The 24,770-nt window shown below is 73.1% G+C and carries 23 protein-coding genes and 1 pseudogene; 11 read left to right on the top strand and 13 right to left on the bottom strand.

The window, feature by feature from the left end:
* Nucleotides 1-40 precede the first annotated feature (40 nt).
* The 3 genes from ACH4DX_RS15885 (at nucleotide 41) to ACH4DX_RS15875 (ending at nucleotide 5,519) form a co-directional block, all read left to right on the top strand.
* The gene (locus tag ACH4DX_RS15885; protein WP_398155494.1) at nucleotides 41-1,711 is read left to right on the top strand and encodes a SulP family inorganic anion transporter; all 1,671 of its coding nucleotides are present in this window, start codon (nucleotides 41-43) and stop codon (nucleotides 1,709-1,711) included.
* Nucleotides 1,712-2,173: 462 nt separating this feature from the next.
* Nucleotides 2,174-3,166 carry a methyltransferase domain-containing protein gene (locus tag ACH4DX_RS15880; protein ID WP_398155493.1) on the top strand — a complete coding sequence of 331 codons (993 nt, stop codon included), beginning with the start codon at nucleotides 2,174-2,176 and terminating at the stop codon, nucleotides 3,164-3,166.
* Between the two features lie 244 nt (nucleotides 3,167-3,410).
* The gene (locus tag ACH4DX_RS15875; protein WP_398155492.1) at nucleotides 3,411-5,519 is read left to right on the top strand and encodes an ATP-binding protein; all 2,109 of its coding nucleotides are present in this window, start codon (nucleotides 3,411-3,413) and stop codon (nucleotides 5,517-5,519) included.
* 454 nt (nucleotides 5,520-5,973) lie between these two features.
* Here ACH4DX_RS15875 and ACH4DX_RS15870 read toward each other — a convergent pair whose 3' ends face one another.
* Entirely contained in the window at nucleotides 5,974-6,834 is an 861-nt protein-coding gene (locus ACH4DX_RS15870; RefSeq protein ID WP_398155491.1) for a LysR family transcriptional regulator, read from the bottom strand.
* 266 nt (nucleotides 6,835-7,100) lie between these two features.
* On the opposite strand from ACH4DX_RS15870, the pseudogene ACH4DX_RS15865 reads away from it, so the two are divergent.
* Nucleotides 7,101-8,048: pseudogene (locus ACH4DX_RS15865) on the top strand (EamA family transporter); the annotation flags it as partial.
* Between the two features lie 8 nt (nucleotides 8,049-8,056).
* Here ACH4DX_RS15865 and ACH4DX_RS15860 read toward each other — a convergent pair.
* On the bottom strand, nucleotides 8,057-8,902 hold the full coding sequence (locus ACH4DX_RS15860; RefSeq protein ID WP_398155490.1) for a class I SAM-dependent methyltransferase: 846 nt from the start codon (nucleotides 8,900-8,902) through the stop codon (nucleotides 8,057-8,059).
* Between the two features lie 614 nt (nucleotides 8,903-9,516).
* Here ACH4DX_RS15860 and ACH4DX_RS15855 point away from each other — a divergent pair.
* Complete coding sequence (locus ACH4DX_RS15855; RefSeq protein ID WP_398155489.1) at nucleotides 9,517-10,248, top strand: hypothetical protein; 732 nt, start codon at nucleotides 9,517-9,519, stop codon at nucleotides 10,246-10,248.
* Here the strand turns inward: ACH4DX_RS15855 and ACH4DX_RS15850 are convergent.
* On the bottom strand, nucleotides 10,220-10,870 hold the full coding sequence (locus tag ACH4DX_RS15850; protein ID WP_398155488.1) for a hypothetical protein: 651 nt from the start codon (nucleotides 10,868-10,870) through the stop codon (nucleotides 10,220-10,222). The genes ACH4DX_RS15855 and ACH4DX_RS15850 overlap by 29 nt on opposite strands.
* Nucleotides 10,871-11,162: 292 nt before the next feature.
* Here ACH4DX_RS15850 and ACH4DX_RS15845 point away from each other — a divergent pair, with 292 nt between their 5' ends.
* Nucleotides 11,163-12,305 (top strand): abortive phage infection protein, encoded by a 1,143-nt coding sequence (locus ACH4DX_RS15845; protein WP_398155487.1) that lies wholly within the window; start codon nucleotides 11,163-11,165, stop codon nucleotides 12,303-12,305.
* Nucleotides 12,306-12,347: 42 nt separating this feature from the next.
* On the opposite strand, the gene ppk2 is transcribed toward ACH4DX_RS15845, so the two are convergent.
* The 4 genes from ppk2 to ACH4DX_RS15825 all read right to left on the bottom strand — a co-directional run bounded on the left by ppk2 (nucleotide 12,348) and on the right by ACH4DX_RS15825 (nucleotide 14,474).
* Nucleotides 12,348-13,367 carry a polyphosphate kinase 2 gene (gene ppk2, locus ACH4DX_RS15840; RefSeq protein WP_398118907.1) on the bottom strand — a complete coding sequence of 340 codons (1,020 nt, stop codon included), beginning with the start codon at nucleotides 13,365-13,367 and terminating at the stop codon, nucleotides 12,348-12,350.
* Nucleotides 13,368-13,480: 113 nt separating this feature from the next.
* The gene (locus tag ACH4DX_RS15835; protein ID WP_398155486.1) at nucleotides 13,481-13,900 is read right to left on the bottom strand and encodes a hypothetical protein; all 420 of its coding nucleotides are present in this window, start codon (nucleotides 13,898-13,900) and stop codon (nucleotides 13,481-13,483) included.
* Between the two features lie 130 nt (nucleotides 13,901-14,030).
* Nucleotides 14,031-14,159 carry a hypothetical protein gene (locus tag ACH4DX_RS15830; protein ID WP_398155485.1) on the bottom strand — a complete coding sequence of 43 codons (129 nt, stop codon included), beginning with the start codon at nucleotides 14,157-14,159 and terminating at the stop codon, nucleotides 14,031-14,033.
* 9 nt (nucleotides 14,160-14,168) lie between these two features.
* Nucleotides 14,169-14,474: a hypothetical protein gene (locus ACH4DX_RS15825; protein WP_398118913.1), complete on the bottom strand. Its 306-nt coding sequence runs from the start codon at nucleotides 14,472-14,474 to the stop codon at nucleotides 14,169-14,171.
* A gap of 244 nt (nucleotides 14,475-14,718) precedes the next feature.
* On the opposite strand from ACH4DX_RS15825, the gene ACH4DX_RS15820 reads away from it, so the two are divergent.
* On the top strand, nucleotides 14,719-15,459 hold the full coding sequence (locus tag ACH4DX_RS15820; RefSeq protein WP_398155484.1) for an SDR family oxidoreductase: 741 nt from the start codon (nucleotides 14,719-14,721) through the stop codon (nucleotides 15,457-15,459).
* A 63-nt stretch (nucleotides 15,460-15,522) separates the two neighbouring features.
* Here ACH4DX_RS15820 and ACH4DX_RS15815 read toward each other — a convergent pair whose 3' ends face one another.
* On the bottom strand, nucleotides 15,523-16,821 hold the full coding sequence (locus ACH4DX_RS15815) for an MFS transporter (protein ID WP_398155483.1): 1,299 nt from the start codon (nucleotides 16,819-16,821) through the stop codon (nucleotides 15,523-15,525).
* Nucleotides 16,822-16,960: 139 nt separating this feature from the next.
* On the opposite strand from ACH4DX_RS15815, the gene ACH4DX_RS15810 reads away from it, so the two are divergent.
* Together ACH4DX_RS15810 and ACH4DX_RS15805 are read left to right on the top strand one after the other, a co-directional pair.
* Nucleotides 16,961-17,422: a winged helix-turn-helix transcriptional regulator gene (locus ACH4DX_RS15810; protein ID WP_398155808.1), complete on the top strand. Its 462-nt coding sequence runs from the start codon at nucleotides 16,961-16,963 to the stop codon at nucleotides 17,420-17,422.
* 149 nt (nucleotides 17,423-17,571) lie between these two features.
* Nucleotides 17,572-18,456, top strand: coding sequence for a GyrI-like domain-containing protein (locus tag ACH4DX_RS15805; RefSeq protein WP_398155482.1), 885 nt, complete (start codon nucleotides 17,572-17,574; stop codon nucleotides 18,454-18,456).
* A 36-nt stretch (nucleotides 18,457-18,492) separates the two neighbouring features.
* On the opposite strand, the gene ACH4DX_RS15800 is transcribed toward ACH4DX_RS15805, so the two are convergent.
* Entirely contained in the window at nucleotides 18,493-19,773 is a 1,281-nt protein-coding gene (locus ACH4DX_RS15800) for a low temperature requirement protein A (protein ID WP_398155481.1), read from the bottom strand.
* A 116-nt stretch (nucleotides 19,774-19,889) separates the two neighbouring features.
* Here ACH4DX_RS15800 and ACH4DX_RS15795 point away from each other — a divergent pair, with 116 nt between their 5' ends.
* Together ACH4DX_RS15795 and ACH4DX_RS15790 are read left to right on the top strand one after the other, a co-directional pair.
* Nucleotides 19,890-20,882: a GlxA family transcriptional regulator gene (locus tag ACH4DX_RS15795; RefSeq protein ID WP_398155480.1), complete on the top strand. Its 993-nt coding sequence runs from the start codon at nucleotides 19,890-19,892 to the stop codon at nucleotides 20,880-20,882.
* A 190-nt stretch (nucleotides 20,883-21,072) separates the two neighbouring features.
* Nucleotides 21,073-21,696 (top strand): isochorismatase family protein, encoded by a 624-nt coding sequence (locus ACH4DX_RS15790; protein WP_398155479.1) that lies wholly within the window; start codon nucleotides 21,073-21,075, stop codon nucleotides 21,694-21,696.
* A 28-nt stretch (nucleotides 21,697-21,724) separates the two neighbouring features.
* Here the strand turns inward: ACH4DX_RS15790 and ACH4DX_RS15785 are convergent, their stop codons facing one another.
* The 4 genes from ACH4DX_RS15785 to ACH4DX_RS15770 all read right to left on the bottom strand — a co-directional run bounded on the left by ACH4DX_RS15785 (nucleotide 21,725) and on the right by ACH4DX_RS15770 (nucleotide 24,615).
* Nucleotides 21,725-21,913, bottom strand: a complete 189-nt coding sequence (locus ACH4DX_RS15785; RefSeq protein ID WP_398155807.1) for a M24 family metallopeptidase — start codon at nucleotides 21,911-21,913, stop codon at nucleotides 21,725-21,727.
* 171 nt (nucleotides 21,914-22,084) lie between these two features.
* The gene (locus ACH4DX_RS15780; protein WP_398155478.1) at nucleotides 22,085-22,597 is read right to left on the bottom strand and encodes a hypothetical protein; all 513 of its coding nucleotides are present in this window, start codon (nucleotides 22,595-22,597) and stop codon (nucleotides 22,085-22,087) included.
* 95 nt (nucleotides 22,598-22,692) lie between these two features.
* The gene (locus ACH4DX_RS15775; RefSeq protein WP_398118933.1) at nucleotides 22,693-23,550 is read right to left on the bottom strand and encodes a class II fructose-bisphosphate aldolase; all 858 of its coding nucleotides are present in this window, start codon (nucleotides 23,548-23,550) and stop codon (nucleotides 22,693-22,695) included.
* Nucleotides 23,551-23,736: 186 nt separating this feature from the next.
* Entirely contained in the window at nucleotides 23,737-24,615 is an 879-nt protein-coding gene (locus tag ACH4DX_RS15770; protein ID WP_398155477.1) for an SIS domain-containing protein, read from the bottom strand.
* Nucleotides 24,616-24,770 lie beyond the last annotated feature (155 nt).

Here is a 24,770-nt window from a genome sequence, read left to right as displayed (position 1 = left end):
CGTGCGCCCCGCGACCCCTGCGAAGGCAGACGAAACCCCTATGAAAAGGCCCCCAGTGCGTGACTTCTCCACACTGCGAGCGGACTTCACCGCGTCGATCGTGGTCTTCCTCGTCGCCGTCCCCCTGTGCGTCGGAGTGGCCGTCGCCTCCGGCGTGCCCGCCGAACTCGGCCTGGTCACCGGCATCGTCGGCGGTCTCCTGACCGGTCTGCTGCCCGGCAGCAGCCTCCAGGTCAGCGGCCCCGCCGCCGGCCTGACCGTGCTGGTCTACGAAGCCGTGCAGGAGTACGGCCTCGCCGCCCTCGGCGCCCTGGTCCTCACCGCCGGGCTCCTCCAACTGGCCATGGGGGCCCTCGGCCTCGGCCGCTGGTTCCGTGCGATCTCCGTGGCCGTGGTCCAGGGCATGCTCGCCGGTATCGGCCTGGTCCTCATAGCCGGACAGCTGTACGCCCTCGTCGACGCGAAGGCCCCCGCGTCCGGCCTCGACAAGCTCGCTGAACTGCCGCGCCTCGCCGCCGACACGGCCGGTTCCGGTGACGCCCTGAGCGCGTTCGCCCTCGGTGCCTGCACCATCGCCGTCCTGGTGCTGTGGCCGCGGTGGCGACGGGCCGCCCGGGTGCTGCCCGCACCGCTCGCGGCGGTCGTCCTCGCGACGCTCGCCGTGTTCCTCCTCGACCTGCCGGTGGCGAAGGTCGAGGTGCACGGACTCGTCGACTCGGTGCAACTGCCGGGCGGCGACACCTTCTCCGCCCTGGTGGAGGGCGGCGCCCTCATGGGTGCCATCGGCACCGTCATCGCCTTCACCCTGATCGCGTCCGCGGAGTCGCTGTTCAGCGCGGCGGCCGTGGACCGCATGCACGACGGCCCCCGTACCGACTACGACAAGGAGCTGATGGCGCAGGGCGCGGGCAACACCCTGTGCGGGGTGCTCGGCGCGCTCCCGATGACCGCGGTGATCGTACGCAGCTCCGCGAATGTCTCGGCCGGTGCGAAGACCAAGGCTTCCCGGGTGCTGCACGGCGTCTGGCTGCTCGCGTTCGCCGCCGCGTTCCCCGCGGCGCTCGGGATCATCCCGGTGGCCGCCCTGGCGGGCGTCCTCGTGCACGCGGGCTGGAAGCTGATGCCGGTCAAGGACTTCGGGCCGCTGTGGCGCACGCACCGCGGTGAGGCCGTCGTCCTCGCCGTCACGGCTCTGGCGATCGTCGTCACCAACATGTTCGAGGGCGTCCTCATCGGCATGGGGCTCGCCATCGCCAAGACCGCCTGGGAGACCTCGCACGTCCACCTGGAGGTCGAAGGACTCGAGGGCAGCGGCACGATCCGGGTCCGCGTGGTCGGCAACGCCACGTTCCTGCGGCTGCCCAAGATCCTCGACCGGCTCGAGGCGCTTCCGCACGACCGCAGGACGGAACTGGACCTGTCGGGACTGCGGCACATGGACCACGCCTGTGCCATGGAGCTCACGGGCTGGGCCGAACGGCACGACGCGGCGGTCGGCGCCGAGGCCCGGGCGCTCGGCGTCACGGTCACGCCGTCCAAGGACGGGTCGGAGGGCGCCAGCGACACGCCCGTCCCCGACGACGCCGCGGACCGCACGGCCGACGACGCCGCGGCCCGTACCCAGCGGGACGACGCCGGACCGGCCCGTACACAGCGGTCGGCGGGGGCCGAAGCGGCCGAGTGCAAGGAGACCGCGGGGGCGCGCACCTGACGGCACGTAACCGTCAGGGCCGCACCCGGTCTCCCCGGTGACCGCCGAGCGGGCGGCACGCTCTCCACGGGCGTGCCGCCCGTTCTCTCGTACGGGCGCGCTCGCTGACCAGGGGCGCGGCAAGTGCGCCGGTCGCCTGCGAAGGCGGCTCCCGTGCGCGTGCCGCGCCCGGCGCGCGGAGTCGGGCCCCGGAAGCGGCAGCACGCTCCCGGCCCGGGTACGCCGCCGGGAGCGGGGTGTGCTTCAGGAACATCCCAACGCGTCCGGTGACGTGCCGCACGCGGTTCCGCGCTCCCCGCCGGGGCTGTTGGCTTGCCTGGCATGCCCATGGAACTCACCCCAGGCTGTGCGGAGTGCCGTCGCCAGGCCACCGCCAGGCGTCGCGGAGCCCTCGGACCCGTCCGCCGCCCGCCCGGCCACCGGTGACCCAACCGCTCACCCCGCGCCACGAGGAGCCCCCCGTTGACCATCGCCGACGCCGATTCCACGGCAGCGCAGATCCCGCCCCAGTCCACGTACCAGCACCGCGTCGCGGACTACTGGAACGCCGAGGAGAACCCGGTCAACCTCGAACTCGGGAAGCTCGACGACCTCTACCACCACCACTACGGCATCGGGGAAGTCGACTGGTCGGTGCTCGACACCGGCGCCCGGGGCGCCCCCGACCCCGAGAGCGCCCCCGGTCCCGGAAGCGCCACCGGCTCCTCCGGCGCCCCCGACCCCGAGGGCGCCCCCGACTCCGAGGGCGCCCCCGAGTCCCCTTCCGCAGCCGATCACCGGCGGGCGCGCATCACCGCCGAACTGCACCGGCTAGAACAGGCGCAGGCCGAGCTGCTCGCCACCCACCTCGGCCCCCTCACCCCCGAGGACCGCGTCTTCGACGCCGGCTGCGGGCGCGGCGGCGGCTCGGTCGTGGCACATCTGCGGTACGGCTGCTTCGCCGACGGCGTCACGATCTCCGCCAAGCAGGCCGACTTCGCCACGGAGCAGGCCCGCAGGCGGCGCATCGACCACAAGGTGCGCTACCACCACCGGAACATGCTCGACACCGGGTTCCCCTCCGGCGCGTACGCGGCTTCGTGGAACAACGAGTCCACGATGTACGTCGAACTGGAGCTGCTGTTCGCCGAGCACGCCCGGCTGCTGCGCCGCGGCGGCCGCTATGTGACGATCACCGGCTGCCACGACGACGCCTACGGACGGGCCTCCCGCGAGGTGTCCCTCATCAACGCCCACTACATCTGCGACATCCACCCGCGCTCGGAGTACTTCCGCGCCCTGGCCCGCAACCGGCTCGTACCCGTGCACGTCCAGGACCTGACCGCCGCCGCCGTGCCCTACTGGGAGCTGCGCAGACAGGCTGAACACCTGACGACCGGCATCGAGGAAACGTTCCTCGCCGCCTATGCCAACGGCAGCTTCCAGTATCTGCTGATCGTCGCCGACCGGGTCTGAGGCGCCCCGCGGCGGACGGCCTGCTTCCGCGTCCTCGTGCTCCCCGTACTTGCCGTGCTGCTCGTGCTCATCGCGCTCCCCGCACTCACCGCACTCCCCGCGGTCCCCGCGGTCCCCGTGCGGAGTCACTTGCGCCCTTCCCGAGACGCGGCACGGTGACCTCGGGCAGTGTGCGGCGTCGCGGAACGTGCACCGGCCGCCGCGCGGTCACGGGACCGGCACGACGGGAGAGGGGGCCGCCACGGTGGTCGAGGACGCGCAACCGGGCAACCTGCCAGCGGAGACGTCGAGCTGGGTCGGGCGGCACGGTGAGGTGGAACGGGTGTGCCGGATGTGCGCGCGGTCGCAGCTGGTGACCCTCACCGGCGCCGGGGGAGTGGGCAAGACCCGGCTCGCCCTGAAGGCCGCGGGACTGCTGGCCGCACGCTTCCGGCACGGCGTCTGGCTGGTGGAACTGTCCCCCCTGCACGAGGGCGCGCTCCTGGCGCACGCCATCGCCGAGTCGTTCCGCGTGCCCGGCAGGCCGGCCCGGCCGGTGATCGAGTCGGTGGCCGCATATCTGGCGGGGCGTGAGCTGCTCCTCGTACTCGACACCTGCGAGCACCTCATCGACGACTGCCGGACCGTCACCGAGGCCCTGCTCGCGCTCTCCCCGGGCCTGAGGGTCCTCGCCACCAGCCGGAGCCCGCTCGGCCTGCCCATCGAACAGGTCGTGACCGTCGAACCCCTCACCCTGCCGGTCCGCACGGCCCGGACCGCGCCGGAGTCCGACGCGCTGACCCTGCTGACCGTCCGGGCCGCGGAGGCGGTCCCCGGATTCACCGTGACCGACACCAACCGCGGTGATCTGCTGAGGCTCTGCGCCAGGCTGGAGGGCCTGCCCCTCGCCATCGAGCTGGCCGCGGCCCGGCTGCGGGAACTGCCCCTCGCCGAACTGACGGAGCGGATGGACGACCGCTTCGCCGTCCTCGACGACATCGCGGGTACGCGGTACGGGACCGGGCCGACCGAGCCTCCCTGGCACCGCGCGCTGCGCACCGCGGTCGGCTGGAGCCACGAACTGTGCACCCCTCCCGAACGGCTCCTGTGGGCCCGCCTCTCGGTCTTCGCGGGCTCCTTCGACGCCGCGGCGGTGCGGCGGGTCTGCACCGACGAACGGCTCCCGCGCGCGGACGTCCCTGCGCTCCTGGCCGCACTCGTCGACAAGTCGGTTCTGACCTGGCTGCCCACGGGCGGCGGCGAGCGGTACCGGATGCTGGACACCATCCGCGAGTACGGCGTCCACTGGCTGCACGACCTCGGCGAGGAGCCCGCGCTGCGGCGCAGGCACCGGGACGGCTGCCTCGACCTGGCCCGGCGGGGCGGCGCCGCGTGGCTCGGACCCGATCAGTACCGCTGGTACGACCGGATGCACGCCGAGCACGACAACCTGCGGGCGGCTCTGGAGTTCAGCCTCGTGGAGAAGGACGGGACGGCTCTCGACCTGGCGGGCTCGCTGTGGTTCTTCTGGTCCGCGTGCGGTCTCACCCGCGAGGGGCAGGCGTTCCTGGAGCGGGCCCTGGCCGCCGACGCGAGGCCGGGCCGCGCACGGAGCAGAGCCCTGTGGGCGCTCGCCCTCGTGCTCGTGTGCCGGGGTGACAAGGAGGGCGGCGCGGTCCGCGCCGCCGAGTCCCTCGCCGCCGCCGAGCGGGACGGCGACGTGTACGAGGCCCGCACCGCCCTCAGCGCCTACGCGGCCGCGAAGAGCAGTGACGGCGACCTGGACGCGGCGGAGGCGGCGGCAGGGAAGGTGCTGTCCGGGTACCCGGGCACGGCGGACGCGCTCGGCGGCGGACTGCCGCTGGCCGTCCTCCTGGCCTGGTGCTCCCAGTGCCATGTGCACCTCGTCCGCGGGGAGGTCGGCCGGGCCGTCGTCCTGATGGGCCGGATGCGCGCGGCCTGCGACCGCAGGGGCGAGCGCTGGATGCGCGCCTACGCCGACTTCTTCCTCGCGCAGGCGGAGCTGAGGCGGCACCGCCCCCGGGCCGCACGCCGCCACGCCCGCGACGCCCTGGAGGTGAAGCACCGCATGCACGACTCCCTGGGCGTCGGCCTGACGGTCGCCGTCCTCGCCCGGGTGGCGTCGGCCGCGGGCCAGGCCGAACGGGTGGCCCGCCTGCTGGGCCTCGCCGACCAGGTCTGGGCGACCGTCGGCGCACCACAGGCCGGGGTGGCGGAGTTGATCGCCGCCTGCGGGCAGTGCGAGCGCCAGGCACGGGGCGCCCTGGGCGACCGCGCCTTCGAGACGGCGTTCGAGAGGGGCCGGACGGAGGTGCTGGACGAGGGGGTGGCTTACGCGCTGGGACGCGTTTGAGCCGAGCGGCCGCTTCGATCAGCGTTTGCCCCCTGGTCGCTGCCCGAGCCCGAGTCCGAGCTGATCCAGCGGCGGAGCTGCGGGTGCGGGGGCGCGACTGCCGCCATGTGAACGGGGAACGGCGCCGGGGTGGCTCGTGGTGGTCGGGGTGAGGTCGGAGCTGGTGTAGGCTCAGGGTGCAACTCCGGTGCAGGACACGGGAGTCACGCGTCTGTGGTCCAAGGAAAGACGTCCATCATCCGATGGGAAATGTAGGTGCAAGGCCTGCCGGGCGCTCCAGGAGCGAAGCCCCGCACATCTGACAGATGTGCGGGGCTTCGTCGTTGCGCATGCCCGAGCATGCCGGAGCAAGGCCCGAGCAGATCTGAGAGGGCGTCCGCTCGGGCGTCCGACGGGGTTCCGCCCGTTCGCGCGGTTGCCACGTCCGCGCGGCCCGCCGTGCACCGTTCGGGTTTCAGTGCCCGGCGACCAGGTCCCTGGCCAGCCGGACCAAGGCCCCGATCGCCGGATGGGTGGGGGTGCCGGAGCGCCAGGCCAGGACCAGGGGCACCGGCGGCGCGTCCGTCAGCGGGCGGTAGACGATCGCGGGGTGCGTGTGCAGACGGGGTGTCGCCGACGTCGAGATGCCCACCGCGCGGCCCACCGCGACGGCCGTGAGCCACTCGTCCGTGTTGGCGACCTCGACCGTCCCGGTGGGGCGGCCGGAGGCGGGCCACAGGTCCAACGTGGTCGTCCCCGCCACCGTGTTGAGGGCGACCGGCCACGACGCGAGGTCGGCGAGGGTCAGGGTGTCGCGCGCGGCCAGGCCGCTGCCCGCGGGCACCACCGCCACCCGCTCCTCCTCGAGCAGCAACTCCGTGACCAGGCCCGGCTCGGCCACCTCCCCGCGCAGCAGCGCCACATCGACGACGCCCCTGGCGAGTCCTGCCGTACGGTCGTCCACGCGGCGCAGCTCCAGGGGCACGTCGGGATGCTCCTCGTCCCAACGGCGCAGCAGCGGCAGGGTCAGATCCCCGAGCGCGGCCCAGGAGTGCCCGAGACGCAGCGGCAGCGCGGCGAGCGACCCGGGGTCGAACGCCCTATCCACGGCCGCGAGGGCCGCGGCGGCCCGGTCACGGAACGTACGGCCCGCCGCCGTGAGTTCGAGGTGGTGCGTGGAGCGGTCGACCAGGCGGACGCCGAGATGGGTCTCCAGCTGGCGCAACGTGCGGGAGAGCGCGGGCTGACCGATGTGCAGCCGGGTTGCGGCGCGCGTGATCGCGCCCTCCTCGGCGATGGCGAGGAAGGCCCGCAGATGGCGCAGTTCCATGGTCATGCCCAGCGAGCATAACCACCGCCCGACAGGCATTTCACACGGCGCGCACCGCTTCCTAGCGTGGGGGCATGACATACACCGGGGACGAGGTGGGCGCGGTCGGCGCGGGGGCGGGGGCGTCGGCCGCAGGGTCGGGGGCCTTGGCGGCCAGGTCGGGAATGCCTGCCGTAGGGCTGGTAGGGCTGGCTGCCGGGTCGGGAACGTCCGCCGCAGGGCCGGTGGGGCTGGCTGCCGGGTCGGGAACGCCTGTCACAGGGCCGGGAGTCTTGGCCGCCGAGTCGGAAACGTCCGCCACAGGCCCAGCAGCGCTGACCGCAAGGCCGGGAACGTCCGCCCCCGGGCCGGGCGCGGCACCCGCAAGGGCGAGGGCTGTGGCCGGGTCCGCCGGGGGCGGCAGCCTCCGGGGCGTCGGCCTGGTGCTGGCAGGCGCGCTGTCCGTGCAGTTCGGCTCCGCCGTCGCGGCGCTGCTCTTCCCCCGCGCGGGCGCCCTCGGCGTGGTGGCGCTGCGCGTGACGCTCGCAGCCGTGCTGCTGCTCCTCGTCTGCCGCCCCCGGCTGCGCGGCCACAACCGTAGGGACTGGGCCGTAGCCGTCGCGTACGGGCTGGCGCTCGGCGGCATGAACATCCTCTTCTACCAGGCGATCGACCGTATCCCGCTGGGCCCGGCGGTGACGTTGGAAGTCCTCGGGCCGCTGCTGCTCTCCGTCGCCGTCGCTCGCCGGGCGGCCAGCCTGGCGTGGGCCGGGCTGGCGTTCGCGGGGGTGTTCCTGCTCGGCCGTGGCAGCCTCGGCGCGCTCAACTGGACGGGCGCCGGGTTCGCGCTCGGCGCGGGCGCCATGTGGGCCGCGTACATCGTCCTCAGCTCCCGGGCGGGGGCCCGCTTCCCGCGCCTCGACGGCCTCGCCGTGGCGATGGCGGTGGCCGCGCTGGTGAGCCTGCCCCTCGGCTGGGCCTCGGCGGGCAGCGCACTCCTGGAGCCCGAGGTGCTCGCGCTCGGCCTCGGCGTGGCGCTCCTTTCGTCGGGGGTCCCGTACGCGCTGGAGCTCCTCGCCCTGCGCAGACTGCCCGCGGCGACCTTCGCCGTGCTGACGAGCCTGGCCCCGGCGATCGCGGCCCTGGCCGGGTTCCTGGTACTCGGCCAGACACTCTCGGGTCCGCAGTGCCTGGCCGTCGCCCTCATCGTCGCCGCGGGCGCGGGCGCGGTGCGGACCGGCGGAGCGGCTCAGTCCGGCCGCCCCGCCCGCCACACGCACACCTCCGTGCCCGGCTGCCGCGCGGAGAACAATCCGGACGGCGAGACCGTACGCAGCAGGCCCCGCAACTCCGCCTCGAAGGCGTCCCGCCGGGCGCCGAACAGGTGCGGTGCGGAGAACGACATCGAGAACACCCCGGCGACGACGTCGTCCTCCGACCGCTCAAGGACCCGCCCACCGGGCACGACATGACGCTCGGGCCCGACGAACCCCGCCCGCAGCAGCACCGCCGCCTCCCCGCCCGGGGTACCGTGCCGCAGCGTCCCGGCTCCCGCCCGCCGCACCTCCCCCAGGTAGCGCCGCACCAGGTCCCCGACCGCCGCGTCGGGGACCACGGGGTGTGGGAGCCCCTCCGCGGTGGGCGTCCGCGACTTCAGATCCGACACGTGCACCAGTGCCCCGCCGGGCCGCAGCATGCCCCGCACCGTCGTCGCCACCAGGTCACGGTCCATCCAGTGGAAGGACTGCGCGAAAGCGGCGACCGTGAACGTGCCCAGACCCCTGGGCAGTTCCTCGGCCCGCGCCCGCACCCAGCGCGCCTTCCCGGAAACCCCCTGGGCGGCGGCCGCACGCTCGGCCTCGGCGATCATCCCACCGTCCGGATCGACGCCGACGACCTCGCCGAACAACTCCACGAGCAGCAGAGCGAGCGTCCCCGGACCGCACCCCACGTCGACAAGACGCCCGCACCCGTCGAGCCCGAGGGCCGCGCCCAGCACCTCCGCGAGCCCGGGGGCATACGGCAGACGCCCCCGCCGGTAGTACGCGGCGCTCCCCGCGAACAACGTCTCGTCCCACTCCCAGTCAGCAGTCACGACCACCCACCCTGCCCGACGACGAACGGCGCCGTGACGGTCACCATTCTGCCGAGCGGTGCACTGCGCGGTCCAAAGGGGCGCGCTACAGGCACGTCGACCGGCGCGCGCCGCGGGTACGCCCCCTTGTCGCCCCTTCTTGGCGCTTGCACTCTTTGAAGTGGGGACATCGGGATCCGTGACCGGGGGAGGGCCGGATGACAGAGCGACCCGGCGATCATTTACGCCGAACAGAACCCGCCTGGAAAGTCCTGCAAGACAGGATCCTCGTACATACCAGGGCCAGTACCAGGAACGGTACGAGCCCAGCACTGTCCGCGAAGGACCACGACGGAATCATCCTCTGCGGTGCTGACGCGCTCCCGGCGGCCGGCACCTTCCACCGTCAGGCGCCAGGCAGACAACTCCAACTCGTCGACCCGGACAGCTACGGCGACTTCGCCACCGCCGAGGAACCCTTCAGGCTCGCAAGCCACAACAGGAACGGCCAACAGTCCCTGTTCGAAGAAGACGACACACAAGAGCTCCGTGCCCTCCAACAAGGACAGCTGAGCAACGGCGCCGCCGCAGGCCTCACCCCCACCCGATACATCCGCGCCGGGGATCGGCGAGCGGTGACCGCCGCAGTTCAGGCCGCCCGAAGCCTCGAGGCGCACACGACCATCCTCACCCTGCCACTCGACCACAGATGGCTGCGCGAGCCCGACGACCTCGAGTACCTGATCAGCCGGCTGGCCGACCTGCCGCACATCAAGGGCATCGCTCTCGGCGCCGCAAAGAATCCCCTCGCCGCCAAGGGCACCGTCACCGCGCTGCGCCACCTGATCACCAGCCTGGAACGAGTCGCCCTCATCCGCACCGACCTCGCCGGACTCGACGCCTACGCGCACGGAGCCCTCTTCGCCTCGATCGGCATGCAAACCGCAATGAGGCACGTCCGGCAGCCCGGCAGCGTGCCGCCACCGTTGCCCAAAGGCAGCAACGTCACGACGATGGTCCTGCACCCGCAGCTCATGGGCTACTTCAAGGCCGACAAGCTGCGAGACCTCTACGGCAGGGTGCCCGCCCCGCTCTGCCACTGCTCCGTCTGCCGAGGCCGCAGCCTGGTCCGTTTCGACCACAACCACAGCGACCAGGAGGAAGCCAACCGCCACAACATCGCCACCTGGCTGCCCTGGGCCGACGATCTCCAGCGCACCACGGCGGGCTCCGACCGGCGCTCTGTGTGGGAACAGCTCTGTCACGACGCCCGCGAAGCCCATCAGCGGCTCCGCGAGGAGATCTCCGACCCCGGAGCTCTCGAAGTCCCGCGCTGGCTCAACGAGTGGGCAGGAGGCCCCGACTAGCTCCCAGCAGCTGTGCGTACACCTGCTCGGCGAACAGCCACCCGGCGGACGTGTGTCCGAACCGCGACGACGGCCGAGGCGCCACCAGCAACTGCGGCGCCTCATCCGCGCGGGTCCGCACCACGCCGAGACCGTACACGCCGGCCTCCATCACCAACAGCTCCGTGCTGTCCGCGCAGTCGTCCAGCCACACCACCGACGCGGCATACGCGCCGAACCGGCCTGCCCGCAGCAGCGCGCTCCGCACAGGTCTCGCCGTCCGCACCACCACCACATCCACGTCGAGTGGCCGCACCAGGCGTCGCATCACGTGCCCGTCGCTCCGCTCCAGCACACCTTTCGGGCACCGGCGCAGCCGCGCACGCTCCCGCGCCGTGAGAGACGCAACCGGCACCGGCAAGCCGGCCGGCAGGTGCAACAGGCTCTCCAGAACACCCATGTCCAGCAGCGGCGGCACATCCTCTCCCGCTCGACGCTCCACCTCCGCGACGTCAAGTCGGACGGCCAGTACGGCCTCGACACCCCGAGCCTCCACCTCGACCTCCGAAGTGCCGGGCAGCAACGAGCCACCAGCAGCCACCTCGCACACACGGCGCGCAGCATCCAGACACACATCAGACATCACACACATCCCTTGAGAACGACCGCTCCACGGCACGCAACCACATGGGCGCGCACGCCACGACCAGAAACCGCGAAGACCCGAGCGCGGCGTCACGAATGAGGCAGGGCACACACCCACGGACGCCGTGTCCTTCGACCCGTCCCGAGTGGTCGCGCGAACGGGACGCCCGCGACTTTGGTTACCGTCGCCGCGACCGATGGCCGATGAACCTGCCCCCGCCCGGCGTCGACCCTGGAGGAGTCCGGTTGGCGATCGACAACGGTGGGAGCGGTGGATGTGGAAGACGTCGATGACGCGAGGGAGTTTCGTGGCCGGGGCCGCGGCGGCGGGGGTCGGGGCGCTGGTGGGTGCGGGGCGGGCGGTGGCGGCGGTGCCGGTGGTGGGTGAACGGGTCGGGCGGGCCGGTCGGGCCGCGCGCGGGCTCACGTACCGCGGTGTGATGTACGAGTGCCAGGACGGGGAGACACCGCACACGGGCTGGGACCGTACACGGATGCGGTCCGACCTGCGGGCCGTCGCGTGCGATCTGCACGCGAACTCCGTCGTCGCCTTCGGCACCGGCGTGGAGCGCCTCGCCGCCACCGCGAGCGAGGCCGCCGGGCGCGGACTGCACGTATGGCTCCAGCCGCGCCTCGCCGACCTCCCCGAGCGGCAGATCCTCGACCACCTGGCGGAGACGGGCCGCGAGGCGGAGCGGCTGCGCGCGCAGGGCGCACGGGTGTACCTGAGCGTGGGGTGCGAGTTCATCCTGTTCGTGCCCGGCATCGTCCCCGGCGACAACGCGGTGGAGCGCGTACAGAACATGCTGGCCGGGAACTGGGACCCCGAGCGGGCGCAGCGCAAGCTCGACCGGTTCGTCGCTCTGGCCGCGGAGACGGGCCGCCGGGTGTTCCGCGGGCCGCTGACCTATGGTGCCGCGTTCGGCGACAAGGTGGACTGGGACCTGTTCGACCTCGTCAGCGTCAACTACTACTCGTACTTCGCCGACCCCCGGGGATACGTGGAGGAGCTGAGCCCCTACCGCAAGTGGGGCAAGCCCGTCGCGATCACGGAGTGCGGCACCTGCACCTTCGAGGGTGCCCCCGAGGCGGGCGGCATGGGCTGGGACGCCGTCGACTACGACAAGCCCAGGCCGGAGGTGCGCCCCGGCGTGCGGCGCAGCGAGCACGTTCAGGCCCGGTATCTGACCGAGGTCCTGGACGTGTTCGAGCGGATGGATCTGCACGCGGCGATGGTGTACCAGTTCGTCACGCCGGACGCGCCGCACCGCGGTGAACGCCGATACGACTACGACATCGCGAGCTACGGCCTGGTCAAGCCCCTGTGGCGGGCGGATGACGACCCCACGGCCGCGTGGCACTGGGAGCCGAAGGAGTCCTTCCACGCCGTGGCACGGCACTTCGCCGCCCACCAACACCCCCGGAGCAGGTGACGCGGTGACCGGCGCCCGCCCGGGGCGGGCGCCGGTACACGGCTACGCCGCGTCGGTCGGGTGGATCCCGGGTCCTTCGGAACGGTCGGCCAGCGGCGTGGGGGAGAGGTCGGTGAGTTCCTCGCCCGGTTCGAGGAGGGTGTCCGCGGCTCCGACGATGAGCGGGTCGGGGCTGCCCGCGCTGTCCTTGTCCTTGGCGGGGTAGTCGCAGCGCGCCAGCAGGTGCCGCATCGCCTCGAGACGTCCGCGCCGCTTGTCGTTGGACTTCACCACCGTCCAGGGCGCGGACACCGTGTCGGTCGCACGGAACATGTCGACCTTCGCGGCGGTGTACGCGTCCCACAGGTCCAGGGAGGCGATGTCCGTCGGCGACAGCTTCCACTGCCGCACCGGATCCACCTGGCGGATGGCGAACCGGGTGCGCTGCTCGCTGCGGGACACCGAGAACCAGAACTTCACCAGGAGCACGCCGTCCTGCACCAGCATCTCCTCGAACACCGGGGCCTGGGCCAGGAAGTGCCGGTGCTGCTCGGGCGTGCAGAAGCCCATGACGCGTTCGACACCGGCGCGGTTGTACCAGGAGCGGTCGAAGAAGACGATCTCACCGGCCGACGGCAGCTGGGTCACATAGCGCTGGAAGTACCACTGGCCGCTCTCCCGCTCGGTCGGCTTGTCCAGGGCCACGACCCGCGCCCCGCGCGGATTGAGGCGCTCGGTGAAGCGCTTGATCGTGCCGCCCTTGCCGGCCGCGTCCCGGCCCTCGCAGATCACGACGACCCGCTGCCCCGTCTCCCTGACCCACTTCTGGAGCTTGAGCAGCTCGATCTGTAGCACGCGCTTGGCGCGTTCGTACTCCTTGCGGCGCAGCTTGTGGTCGTACGGGTAGTTCTCCCGCCAGGTGTCGAGGGGGTGGCCGTCCTGATCGAGGAGTATGGGCTGCTCGGGTCTCGACCAGTCCACGGACAGATCGTCGAGGAGCCCCAGGTCGTCGGAGGCCCGCCGGGCGTCCCCGCGGACCTCCCCCCGTCGCCCGCGCTGCGGATTCTCGGGTCCAGTCCCCATGGCGTACGCCTCCTCGGCCCCGTCGTCGGCAGTTCGCACACCGGTTCCCCGGCCTGCCGAAATTATCCCCGGTCGCGGGCGCGGGCGCGGCGGCGGGGAAGGCCCGGGCCCCGTCAGGCGCGAGGGCCGGGCCCGGCGGTCCCGGGCGCCGGGGCCGCCGACTGCTCCCTGGCGCCCTGCCGTGCCGCGAGCAACGCCCACGCGAGGAGCGGGACTTGCAGCGGAAGGCGCCCGTAGGCGAGGGCCTTGAGCGGCGCCGGGCGGTGCCGCCAGTCGTACGCCATCTGCACGTTCGCGGGGAACACCGCCGCGACGAGGCCGGCAGCGGCGAAGCCGCCGACGCGGCGCGTGCGGGGGCAGGCCAGGGCGGCGGCCACGGCGAGCTCGGCGACGCCGCTCGCGTACGTGTAGGCGCGGGCGCCGCCCGGCAGCTGCCGCGGCACGATCGCGTCGAAGGGCTTGGGCGCGAGGAAGTGCAGCGCCCCCATGCCGCCGAGGACGCGGGCGAGGGACCGGGCGGGGTTGAGGGCCATGGGGACTCCTTCTGCGGTACGGGCGGGACCCGAGGGGTTACCGGAGGTTATACCGCACCTCCGCCGCCGTGGTTACTGGCGGGTAGTAGTTTCCCCGGGTCGCCCCTGAGCGGTCTCCCTCCGCCCGCCCTCAGGGGGCCGCCGGAGCCGCGGGCCTCGCCGGAGCCGTGGGCACGGCCTCGACGTCCGGCTGGTTCCTGGCCCATGCAAGGACACGCCCGACGAAGCCGCCCTCGTCGGCCGCTGAGTCAGTGATCATGGCGACACGCTACTGGAGGGCCGGGGGGCCGCCGAAGCGGTTTTCGCCGCCCGGCTCCGCCGGAGGCGTCGCCCCGTCCACCCCGCCCCCGGCGGCCCGCGCGTACGCCGCTTCCTTCAGTGCGACCCGGGCGGCGGGCGTCCCCGCGCGCGTCTGCCAGTAGGGATGGGCGGCGATGACCCGCGAGAGGCGCAGCAGCCGGCGCCGCCGCGCGGCGCCACCGCTCTCGGCGGGCGCCGCTGCCAGTTGTCCGTAGGTGACGTACCAGGCCGTCTGGTATGCCAGCAGGTCGGAGGGGAAGGTGTGCCGGTCCATGACGCCAGTAGATCGTATGTTCGATTTTCTGCGCAAAGTGGAGTCTTGCCCTGGACGGCCCGCACCAGGACCGTGTCCGTGGCCGCCCAGTGGCACCCGGGGCGACGGTGTGGCAACAACAGAGGGAGCGGCGAAGCGGCACTCGGATATGGCAGCGCCATCCAGGCACGGAAGCGCTGCTCGGATACGGAAGCGCCATTCAGGTACGGAAGCGCCACTCGGTTACGGACGGAAGGGCACGATCATGAAGATCACGGTCATCGGAGCCACCGGACTCATCGGTTCCCAGCTCGTCACGCGCCTCGGCGCCGCGGGGCACGAGGTGGTCCCCGCTTCCCTGTCGAGCGGGGTCGACCTGCTCAGCGGCGCGGGGCTCGACGGCGTACTCACCGGCGCGGACGCGGTCGTCAACGTCACCAACTCGCCCACCTTCGACGAGGCGTCCCTCGACTTCTTCCGCGTCACCTCGGGGAACCTGCTGTCCGCGGGGGAGCACGCGGGCGTCCGCCACCAGGTCGTCCTCTCCATCGTCGGGGTCGACCGGGTGCCGCAACTGGACTACTACCGTGCCAAGACCCTTCAGGAAGACCTCCTGAAGCGGGGGGCGACGCCGTACTCGATCGTGCGCGCCACTCAGTTCTTCGAGTTCATGGACGCCGTCATGTCCTGGACCGCGGACGAAAGCACCGTCCGGCTCCCGGCCACCCCCGTCCAGCCCGTCGCGGCGGCCGAGGTGGTCGAGGCCCTCGCCGACGTCGCCACCGGCCAGCCCCTCAACGGCACCCTGGAGGTCGCGGGGCCCGACGTCCTCCCCCTCGACGAGCTGGGCCGCCGCACGCTGGCGGCCCGCAAGGACGACCGCGCCGTCGTCACCGACGCCACGGCGGGCATGTTCGCGGCGGTCGAGGGCGACGTCCTGATCGCGAGCCCCGGTGCCCGCCTGGCTCCCACCCGCTACGAGGACTGGCTCGGCGCCCAGCGTTAGTGGGCGGTGGCGGTGCGTGCGGCGCGGCCGTCCCGGCCCCGGTGGCGTCCGCCCGCCGCGGGGTCACGCCGCCGTCAGGCCCCACAGTGCGAGCGCCAGCGCGCTGAAGCCCGCGCCGAGCACACACACCGCGCCCCAGCCCGCCGCCGCGTACAGGCTCGTCGAGGCGAGTGCTCCGAGGGCGCTGCCCGTGGAGTAGAACATCATGTAGCCGCCGATCACCCGGCTTCCCGCGTCGGGCCTGTGGGCGTAGATGACGCTCTGGTTGGTGACGTGGACGGCCTGCACGGCCAGGTCGAGCACGATCGCGCCCGCGGCCAGCGCCCACAGGGAGCGGCCGGTGAGGGCGAGGGGTATCCAGGACAGGACGAGGAGGGCGAGGGCGGCGCCCGTGGTCGCGCGGGCGTGTCCGCGGTCGTGCAGCCGGCCGGCGGGCGCCGCCGCGAGCGCGCCCGCCGCGCCGACGAGGCCGAAGGCGCCGATGGCCGTGTGCGACAACGCGTACGGTGCCTCGCTCAGCGGCAGGGCCACGCAGCTCCACAGCGTGCTGAACGCGGCGAAGACGAGGAAGGCGTACAGCGCCCGGGTGCGCGGGACCGGTTCGCGCAGGAACAGCGTGACCGTGGAACGCAGGAGATCGCGGTAGGGCACGCGGGCGCGCGGCGCGCCGTCCCGCGGCAGCGCGCGGTGCAGGGCCGTGGTCAGGAGCAGGGTCACCGCGGCCGAGCCCAGGTAGACGGAGCGCCAGCCCGCGAGGTCGGACAGCAGCCCCGAGACGGTGCGGGCGAGCAGGATGCCGAGGACGACGCCGCTCGTGACCTGGCCCACGACCGTACCGCGCCGGTCGGGACCGGCGAGGGCCGCGGCGTAGGCGACCAGGGACTGGGTGACCACGGCGAGGAAGCCGACCGCGGCGGCCGACGCGAGCAGCGTGGGGATGCCGCTCGCCGTCCCCAGCGCCACGAGAGCGGCCGCGAGCAGTGCCGACTGCGTGGTGATGAGCCTTCTGCGGTCCAGCCTGTCGCCGAGCGGCACGAGCAGGAACAGGCCGAGGCCGTAACCGATCTGCGTGACCGTCACCACGGCGCCGACGGCACCCTGCCCGACCCCGAAGCTCCGGCCGAGGGTGGCCAGGAGGGGCTGGGCGAAGTACACGTTAGCCACGGCCGATCCGCCGGCGAGGGCGAACAGCAGGACCGTGCCGCGCGAGGGCTCCGGTCGGCCGGTGCCGGTCCCCGGCGCCCTCCCGGCGCCGGTCCGCGACGTTGCGGCGGCGCTGACCCCACTACCGGTGCCGGTGTCACCCCTGGCACCGGCCCCGCCGCCGTCCGCGTGCCGCGCCTTACGACAGTCCGCAGCCATCCGTACCCCGCCCCTCAAAGTGGTTGCAAGTTGCTACCACGTGACCGTAGGCCAGGCTGGTAGCATGTTGCAACCGAATGTGGTGGTCCTGGTCGGGTGTCCTGGTCGGGGCGAGGTCGGGGAGGAAGGCGGTGGCGGCATGGTGAAGCGGACCAGCTTCGACGACAGCGAGTGTCCGGTGGCCCGCTCGGTCGACGCCGTGGGGGACTGGTGGTCCCTCCTGATCGTGCGCGACGCCTTCGACGGCAAGCGGCGCTTCGGTGAGTTCCAGCGCAGCCTGGGGGTCGCGAAGAACATCCTCACCACCCGGCTGCGGGCCCTCGTCGCGGGCGGCATCCTCGACCAGGTGCCCGCGTCCGACGGCAGCGCCTACCGGGAGTACGTCCTCACCCCCAGGGGCCAGGACCTCTTCCCGGTCGTCGTCGCACTCCGGCAGTGGGGCGAGGCGCACTCCTTCCGCCCCGGCGAACCGCACTCACGCCTGGTGGACCGCCGCCACGAACGCCCCCTGGGGCTGCTGCGGGTACAGGCGGCGGACGGCCGCGTCGTGACCCCGGACGACACCGTCGTCGTCAAGGTCGAGCCCGCGCGGGAGCCGTAGCCTTCACCCCTGACCGCCGTCGCCGGCGGCGGCGTCGGGATTCCTTGGAGTGACGGCGGTCCACCCGACCGGATCGGGCACAGGATGTCGGGTCGGGCACGGTGCGCGCTGCCTAGCGTGAGGAGCGTCAACGAGGAAGGAGGCCGGGCGTGCTCGACCGTCTGAACCAGAGCATGGAGCACATCGAGGACCACCTCGACCAGGTCCTCGACGTGGCCGAGGTGGCGCGCCGCGCGGCCACGTCGGAGTACCACCTGCGCCGCATGTTCTCCGCCCTCGCGGGGATGCCGCTGTCGGAGTACGTCCGACGCCGTCGGCTCACCGTCGCCGGTGCCGAGGTGCTCGCGGGACGCGAGTCGCTCCTGGCCATCGCGGTGCGCTACGGGTACGGCTCGGGCGAGGCGTTCGCCAGGGCCTTCCGCGCCATGCACGGCGTCGGCCCCGGCGAGGCCCGCCGCAAGGGCACGGCGCTCGTGTCCCAGGCCCGGCTGACCTTCCGCCTCACCGTCGAAGGGAGCAGCAGCATGCGCTACCGCGTGGTCGACAGGACGGCTTTCACGGTCGTGGGTCCCAAGACCCGGGTGCCACTCGTGCACTCGGGCCCCAATCAGGCGATCATCGACTTCGTCCGCGCCGTCGGACCGGAGACCCTGGAGCGCCTGGAGGAACTGTCGGACCAGGAGCCGCGGGGCGTCGTCGCGGTCTGCGACGACCTGGACCCGAGCCGCGCCGAGGGCACGGAACTCGACTACTACCAGGGCGTGATCACGTCGTCCGCCGTCCGCGAGGCCCCGGAGGGCATGTCCGTCCTGCCGGTCCCGGCCGGCACCTGGGCGGTCTTCACCACCTCCGGTCCCGTACCGCGGGCCATCCAGGAACTGTGGCGTGACGTGTTCACCGAATGGTTCCCGTCCAACCCGTACCGCAGCAGGCCGGGGCCGGAGATCCTGCGCACCCGCACGGCGCCCGGCGGTGCCGAGGCCGACGCCGAGCTGTGGCTGCCGGTGGAGAGGGACGTGGACGCGGGTCAGTAGGGGGCGAGCCGCCTGCCACGGTTGGGCGGGCGGCTCTCAGCCCGTACGCAGGTCCGCCAGCATCCGCTGCTGGTGACGGTGGCCGACGGTCTCGTAACCGATCACCGTGACGAAGGGGGAGAGCATCACCACGAGCAGGCACACCGCGGTGGCGACACCGGCGGCGGACAGCAGCACCGCGACGGCAAGGACCGCGAGCGTGGCGGAGATGAGCAGCAGGTGCGGACGGTCGACCGCGGACAGCAGCAGCGTGTGCAGCAGATAGACCATCAGCAGGTAGACGCCGACCGGCAGGGCGAGGGACAGCACCACGGCGACCTCGCCGATCTTCGTGTGGTGCTCCAGATGCAGCCCTGCCACGTGCAGCCCGGCACCCGCGGCGGCGATCCCCATGAACAGCGGGATGTGCCCGTAGCCGAAGAGATAACCGCGACGGCGGCGGTGTACGAGGATGTCGCCGAAGGGCGTCGCGAAGTACACCCACCACATCCCGAAGGTCAGCCCGACCCCGGCGACGACGACGGCGACCGCGTTCCCGGTCCAGTGCGTCCCGTCCCCTCCGCCGAGGAGGTCACCGGACGAAGCAACGGTGCCGACCACCCCCTCGCCGAGCGTGATGATGGCGAACAGGCCGTACCGCTCGGCGACATGGTGCGGATGCCAGGGCGTGCCGCCCGCGCTGCCCTGGGTGAGGACCGGAAGGACCAGTTCCAGGATCGCCAGGACGACGAAGGCGGCGAACACGGCTGCCGGTGGCAGGTCGGCGAAGCCGACCACGGCCCAGCCGACCTGGGCGATCACCGTCCAGCGGATGTTCGCCGTGCCCACGGCGTGGAACGACGGGGACTCCCTGGCCGCGCGCCGCCACTGCGACACCATCGCGATCCGCATCACCACGTACCCGGTGACCATGGCGCGCAGTTCGAGGTGGCCGCCCTCCTCCACGGAGTGGAACATCGCGGGCAGGCCGAGGGCGAACACGACGACACCCATCATCTGCACCATCGTCAGCACGCGGTAGAGCCAGTCGTCCGTGCCGAACGCCGAGGCGAACCAGCTGAAGCTGATCCACGCGACGCTGATCGCGAACATCGCGAGGGCGAACGCGACGACCCCCTGGCCGGGATGTCCCTCCGCGACCATCTCGGCGAACCGGGAGGCCGCGGTGCCGACCGCGACCACAAAGGTCAGGTCGAACAGCAGCTCGAGGGGGGTGGACACCCGGCCGTGTTCCCGCGGGTCGCGGCCGGTCATCGGCGTCCGGCTGTGGGCGAGGCCGCCCTTGCCTGCGAGCTTTGCGGGGTCGGGGTGGCTCATGCGCAGAATGATGACGCATGCGGTTGCACTCGCAAGTTCCCCGTCCGCGTCGGCGTGTCCGGATGTGACAGGGAATCGTCATTGCGGCCATTCGTCGCGGCGGCCACCATGAAGGCATGCCCCTTCCGCACCGGGTCGTCATCGCGGTCTTCCCCGATGTCGACCTCCTCGACGTCACGGGACCCGCCGAGGTCTTCTCCCTCGCCAACCGGGTGACCGCCGACCGCGCCGGCTACCACGTGGTCCTCGCCGGACCGGCCGCCGGCGCGGTCAGGACGTCGGCCGGTGTGCGGCTGCTCACCGACGTCGCCTTCGACGACGTCGGCGACCAGGTCGACACCCTGCTGGTGCCCGGCGCCGTCGACATGACCGACGACGGGCCCCGGGCCAGGATCGACGCCGACGTCGTGGCGTGGGTGAAGGCGACAGCCCCGCACGCCCGGAGGGTGGCGTCGGTCTGCGTGGGGGCGCACGTCCTCGCGGCGGCCGGACTCCTCGACGGCAGGACGGCGACCACGCACTGGTCGACCGCCGCCCAGCTCGCCGCCGACCACCCCGGCGTCACGGTCGACCCGGACCCCATCTTCGTCCGCACCGACCGCGGCAGGCTGTGGACCGGGGCAGGCATCAGCGCCTGCCTGGACCTCGCCCTCGCCCTGGTCGCCGAGGACCAGGGCGAGGAGACCGCCCTGACGGTGGCCCGGCAGCTGGTCGTCTACCTCAAACGGCAGGGCGGCCAGAGCCAGTTCTCCGTACCGCTGCGCCGCTCGGCGACCAACCGCAGGGACATCGACGAGCTGCGCCGGTGGATCGCCGACCACCTCGACGGCGACCTGTCCACCGGGGCCATGGCGGCCCGGATGTGCCTGAGCGAGCGGCACTTCGCCCGCGTCTTCGCGCAGGAGACGGGCACCAGCCCGGCCGCCTACGTCGAGGCGGCCAGGATCGAGGTCGCCCGGCGCCTCCTGGAGACCACCGACGGCCCGCTCGACGAGGTCGCGAGCAGCTCGGGCCTCGGCTCGGTGGAGACCCTGCACCGGGCGTTCCGACGACAGCTCGCCACCACACCGGCGGCCTACCGCCGCCGCTTCCGCACCCGGTCGGCCTGACCCGTTCCCGCACAGCCGTCACCACGTACGGCGAAGACCACGCACAGCGGGGACCACTCACAGCCACGTCCGCGAACAACCGCGTCCGCGTGCAGCCATGCCCGCGCGCAGCACGCACAGCCATATCCACGCACAGCCATATCCACGCACAGCCATATCCACGTACAGCCATCGCCACGAAAGGCACACCATGACCACGAACCACGCCTCCACCACCCTGCGCGACGTGATCGGCCTGGACAACGAGCCGCCTCGGCTGAGCGAGTCCGCCCTGATCCTGATCGACTACCAGAACACCTACCGCACCGGTGTCATGGCCCTGGAGGGCGCGGAGGAGGCCGTCGCGGCGGGCGCCCGCCTCCTGGAACGCGCTCGCGCCGCCGGCACCACGGTTGTCCACGTCATCAACGACGGCGGTGAGGGCACTCCGTACGACATCCGCGCCCACATAGGGGCGATCAGCGACGAGGTGGCCCCGGTGGACGGGGAGCCGGTCGTGGTCAAGCAGTTCCCCGACTCCTTCCACGCCACCGACCTGGAGCAGGTGCTGCGGGACCGCGGCTTCGCACCGGGCGGTGGCCGCGATCTCGTCCTCGCGGGACTCATGACGCACATGTGCGTGACCTTCACCGCCCAGGGCGCCTTCAACCGCGGTTACCGTCCCACCGTCGTCGCCGACACCACCGCCACCCGGCCACTCGGCACCCCGGACGGCACCGTCCTGCCCGCCGCGGCTCTCCGCACGGCGGCCCTGACCACCGTGACGGACCTGTTCGGCACCGTCGTGCCGAACGCCGACGCCCTGGGCGCCTGAGCGACCCGGACCCTGGCCGGACGGGGGCTCAGTCCGTGTGTTCCTGTCGCAGCCGCTCGGTGCTGCGGACGAGGGGGGCGAAGGCGGGCAGGTCGCCGCCCGCGCGCAGCATGGCGTCGTGCACCGCGGCGGCGATCTCGTTCTCCCGGGCGCCGGCGGTGGCCGCGGCGAGACCGGCGGCCATGGCCGTGTCGGACAAGCGCGCCGCGGAGCGGATCCGGTCGATCTCCCGCTCGGTGTGGACGTGCCGCAGTGCTCAGGAGGTCGTCGCAACGGTTCCCTCGCGCGTCCCGCCACGTACGCAACCGGTCCCAGACGGCGGGCGGGAGGTTGAGCGAGGCGGCCTGGTAGCCGACGGTCCGGTGTGCGGGCACACCACTCATCGGCCTCATCGGCCGCCCTCCGGGGACAGCCGCTCACCGCACCAACCGCAGAAGGGCGCCGAGGCATCGGCCCGCATCTTGCCGCACTCGGGGCACACCCGGTCGAGCGCGCACGCCGCCTCGCCGCCCTCCTGGACGTCTGTCCGCGGCGGCGCCGAACCAGCGATGCTCATGCCGGGGCGGCGCCCGTGCACGGTCAGATGGACCAGGCCCTGCGGACCCGCGCGCAGCCCGCGCCGGGACCCGCGCGGCAGCCACACCACCGCCCCGGACGACAGCGCGAGCTCCTGGCCCTCGCTGTCCAGGAAGCCGTCGCCCGCGACCACGACCAGGAGGACGTCCAGGGCGTTCTCCTCGTGCTCCGCCACAACGCCCCCCGGGGGCAGCCTGAGCAGGTTGGCGTCGAGTTGTCTGCGCTCCTCCGCGAGCTTCCACAGCGCGCCGGTCTGCTCGGCGGACACGAGGGGGACGTACTGGTCGAAGGAGACCAGCAGGCGGGGCTTCTCCTGCGCGGACATCGGCGCCTCCCGGTTGCGCGGCGGACGGCTGAAATCCTACTGGTCCCGGATGGCGGGAACCGTCCAACGCTCGGCCGTCCGCCGCGCACGCGCTGCTACGAGGCGGACATGGCGGGCTCCGCGGGCTCGACGGCGGCGAACAGGCGCAGCAGCCGGGCGACCTCGACGGCCATCGCCTCCCGGCCCCGGCCGACGTAGCGCCGGGGGTCGACGACGGCGGGGTCGGCGTCGAGGACGGCGCGCACGGCAGCGGTGAAGACGGTGTTGAGGTGCGTGGAGATATTGATCTTCCGGATGCCCGCGGCCGCCGCGGCGGCCAGCGTGGCGTCGTCGGCCCCCGACGAACCGTGCAGGACCAGGGGCACCCGTACGGCGGCGCGCAGGGCGCGGACCAGGTCCAGGTCGACGCGGGCGGTGCGTTCGGTCATGTGGTGCGAGGTGCCGACGGCGACGGCCAGCGCGTCGACGCCGGTGTCGGCCACGAAGCGGGCCGCCTCGCCGGGGTCCGTGCGCACCCCGGGGGCGTGCGCGCCGTTCTTGCCACCGATCTCGCCGAGTTCCGCCTCGACGAACACGCCGCGGGACCGGCAGTGGTCGGCGATCGCGCGGGTGCGGGCGACGTTCTCCTCCCAGGGCAGACGGGCGCCGTCGTACATCACGGAGGTGAAGCCGAGCGCGACGGCTTCCTCGACGAGGTCGGGGCGCGTCGCGTGGTCCAGGTGCAGGGCGACGGGGACGGCGGCGGCCGTGGCGGCGGAGCGGGCGGCCGCGGCGAGCGGCGCCAGGGCGCCGTGGTGGGCGACCGCGTTCTCACTGATCTGGAGGATCACGGGCAGCCGGGCCTGCTCGGCGCCGGTCAGTACGGCCTCCAACTGCTCGATGAGAGCACCGTTGAAGGCACCCACCGCGGCAGTCGTGGTGCGGAGCATGTCGTGCGGGGTGTCCAGGGGCATGGCTTGCGTTCCAGGGGTCGGCACGGCCCGGGTGAGCGCTGGGCGTTCCCGGCGGGAGGTGGCAGGGGGCCCCGGCCCGTCGTGTGCGGACGACGGGCCAGGACCTTTCCCAGGGCGGTCCGGTGGAGGCGTCCTAGGCGAGGATGACGGGCCGGGAGTCTTCGAGGGCCCTCCGGTGGACGCGTCCTAGGGGAGGACGACGGACCGTGTCAGGTGCGCGGGCCGGTCCGGGTCGCGCCCCGCGTCCTCGGCGAGCCGCACCGCGACCCGCTGGGCGAGCACCAGCTCCGCCAGCGGGTCGAGCCGCGCCCGGCGCAGATGGGCGCCGGTGGCCTCGATGCGGTCGGCGAGTTCGGCGGGCAGCGGGGACAGGCTCCACACGGCCCGGCCGGGGCCCGCCACGGCGATGGGCCCGTGCCGGTACTCCATGACCAGGTACGACTCGGTCCACCGGGCCGCCGCCTCGCGCACCTTGAGCGCGGCCTCGTGGGCGAGCCCCGCGTGCCAGCCCTCGCCGAGGAACGTGATCTGCTCCGCCCGCAGCAGCTCAGGGTCGAGCGGCGCGTCGAGGGCGGTGCCGAGGTCCGCTCGGGCCTGCTCGACGGAGTGGCCCAAGTGGGCGAGGAGCAGCACGAGTTGGGTGGTGGGGTAGCGGGTCTGGACGACGGACTGCTCGTCCGCGCCGGCGAGCACGATCACGTCGTGGGCCGCCCGGGCGGCGGGGGAGTCCGCCACCGCGGTGATCGTGGTGACCCGGGTGGTGGGGTCGGCCGACGCGAGGGCGGTGAGGACCTCGGTGGTGGTGCCGGAGCGGGTCAGGGCGATGATCCGGTCGTAGCGGCGGCGCAGCCGGGCCGCCGAAGCGGGGTAGGCGTCGGTCGGCCCGTGCCCGCTGTCCTCGCGCAGCTGGGCGTAGGCCTGGGCCATGAACCACGACGTGCCGCAGCCGATCACGGCGACGTGTTCGCCCTTGGCGGGCAGCGCGGGGGAGTGGGCGGGCAGTTGGCCTAGTACGTCCTGCCAGCACTGCGGCTGGCTGGCGATCTCCTGGCTCGTGAGTGACATGAGGTGCTGCTTCCCGATCTTCGTGAGGGTTTTGGGACGGGTTCGGTGAGGGTGGGTCAGACGGATCAGGCGGGTCGGTGGGGTCAGGCGGGTCGGTCGGATCAGGCGGGTCGGGCGGGTCGGGCGGGGTCGCCGAGGGTGGTGCGCAGGGAGGG

Source organism: Streptomyces sp. NPDC017940 (genome assembly GCF_044328435.1).
Taxonomy (GTDB): domain Bacteria; phylum Actinomycetota; class Actinomycetes; order Streptomycetales; family Streptomycetaceae; genus Streptomyces.
The sequence above is the reverse complement of the archived record's forward strand: the minus strand, read 5'-3'. Positions and strand labels throughout refer to the sequence as shown.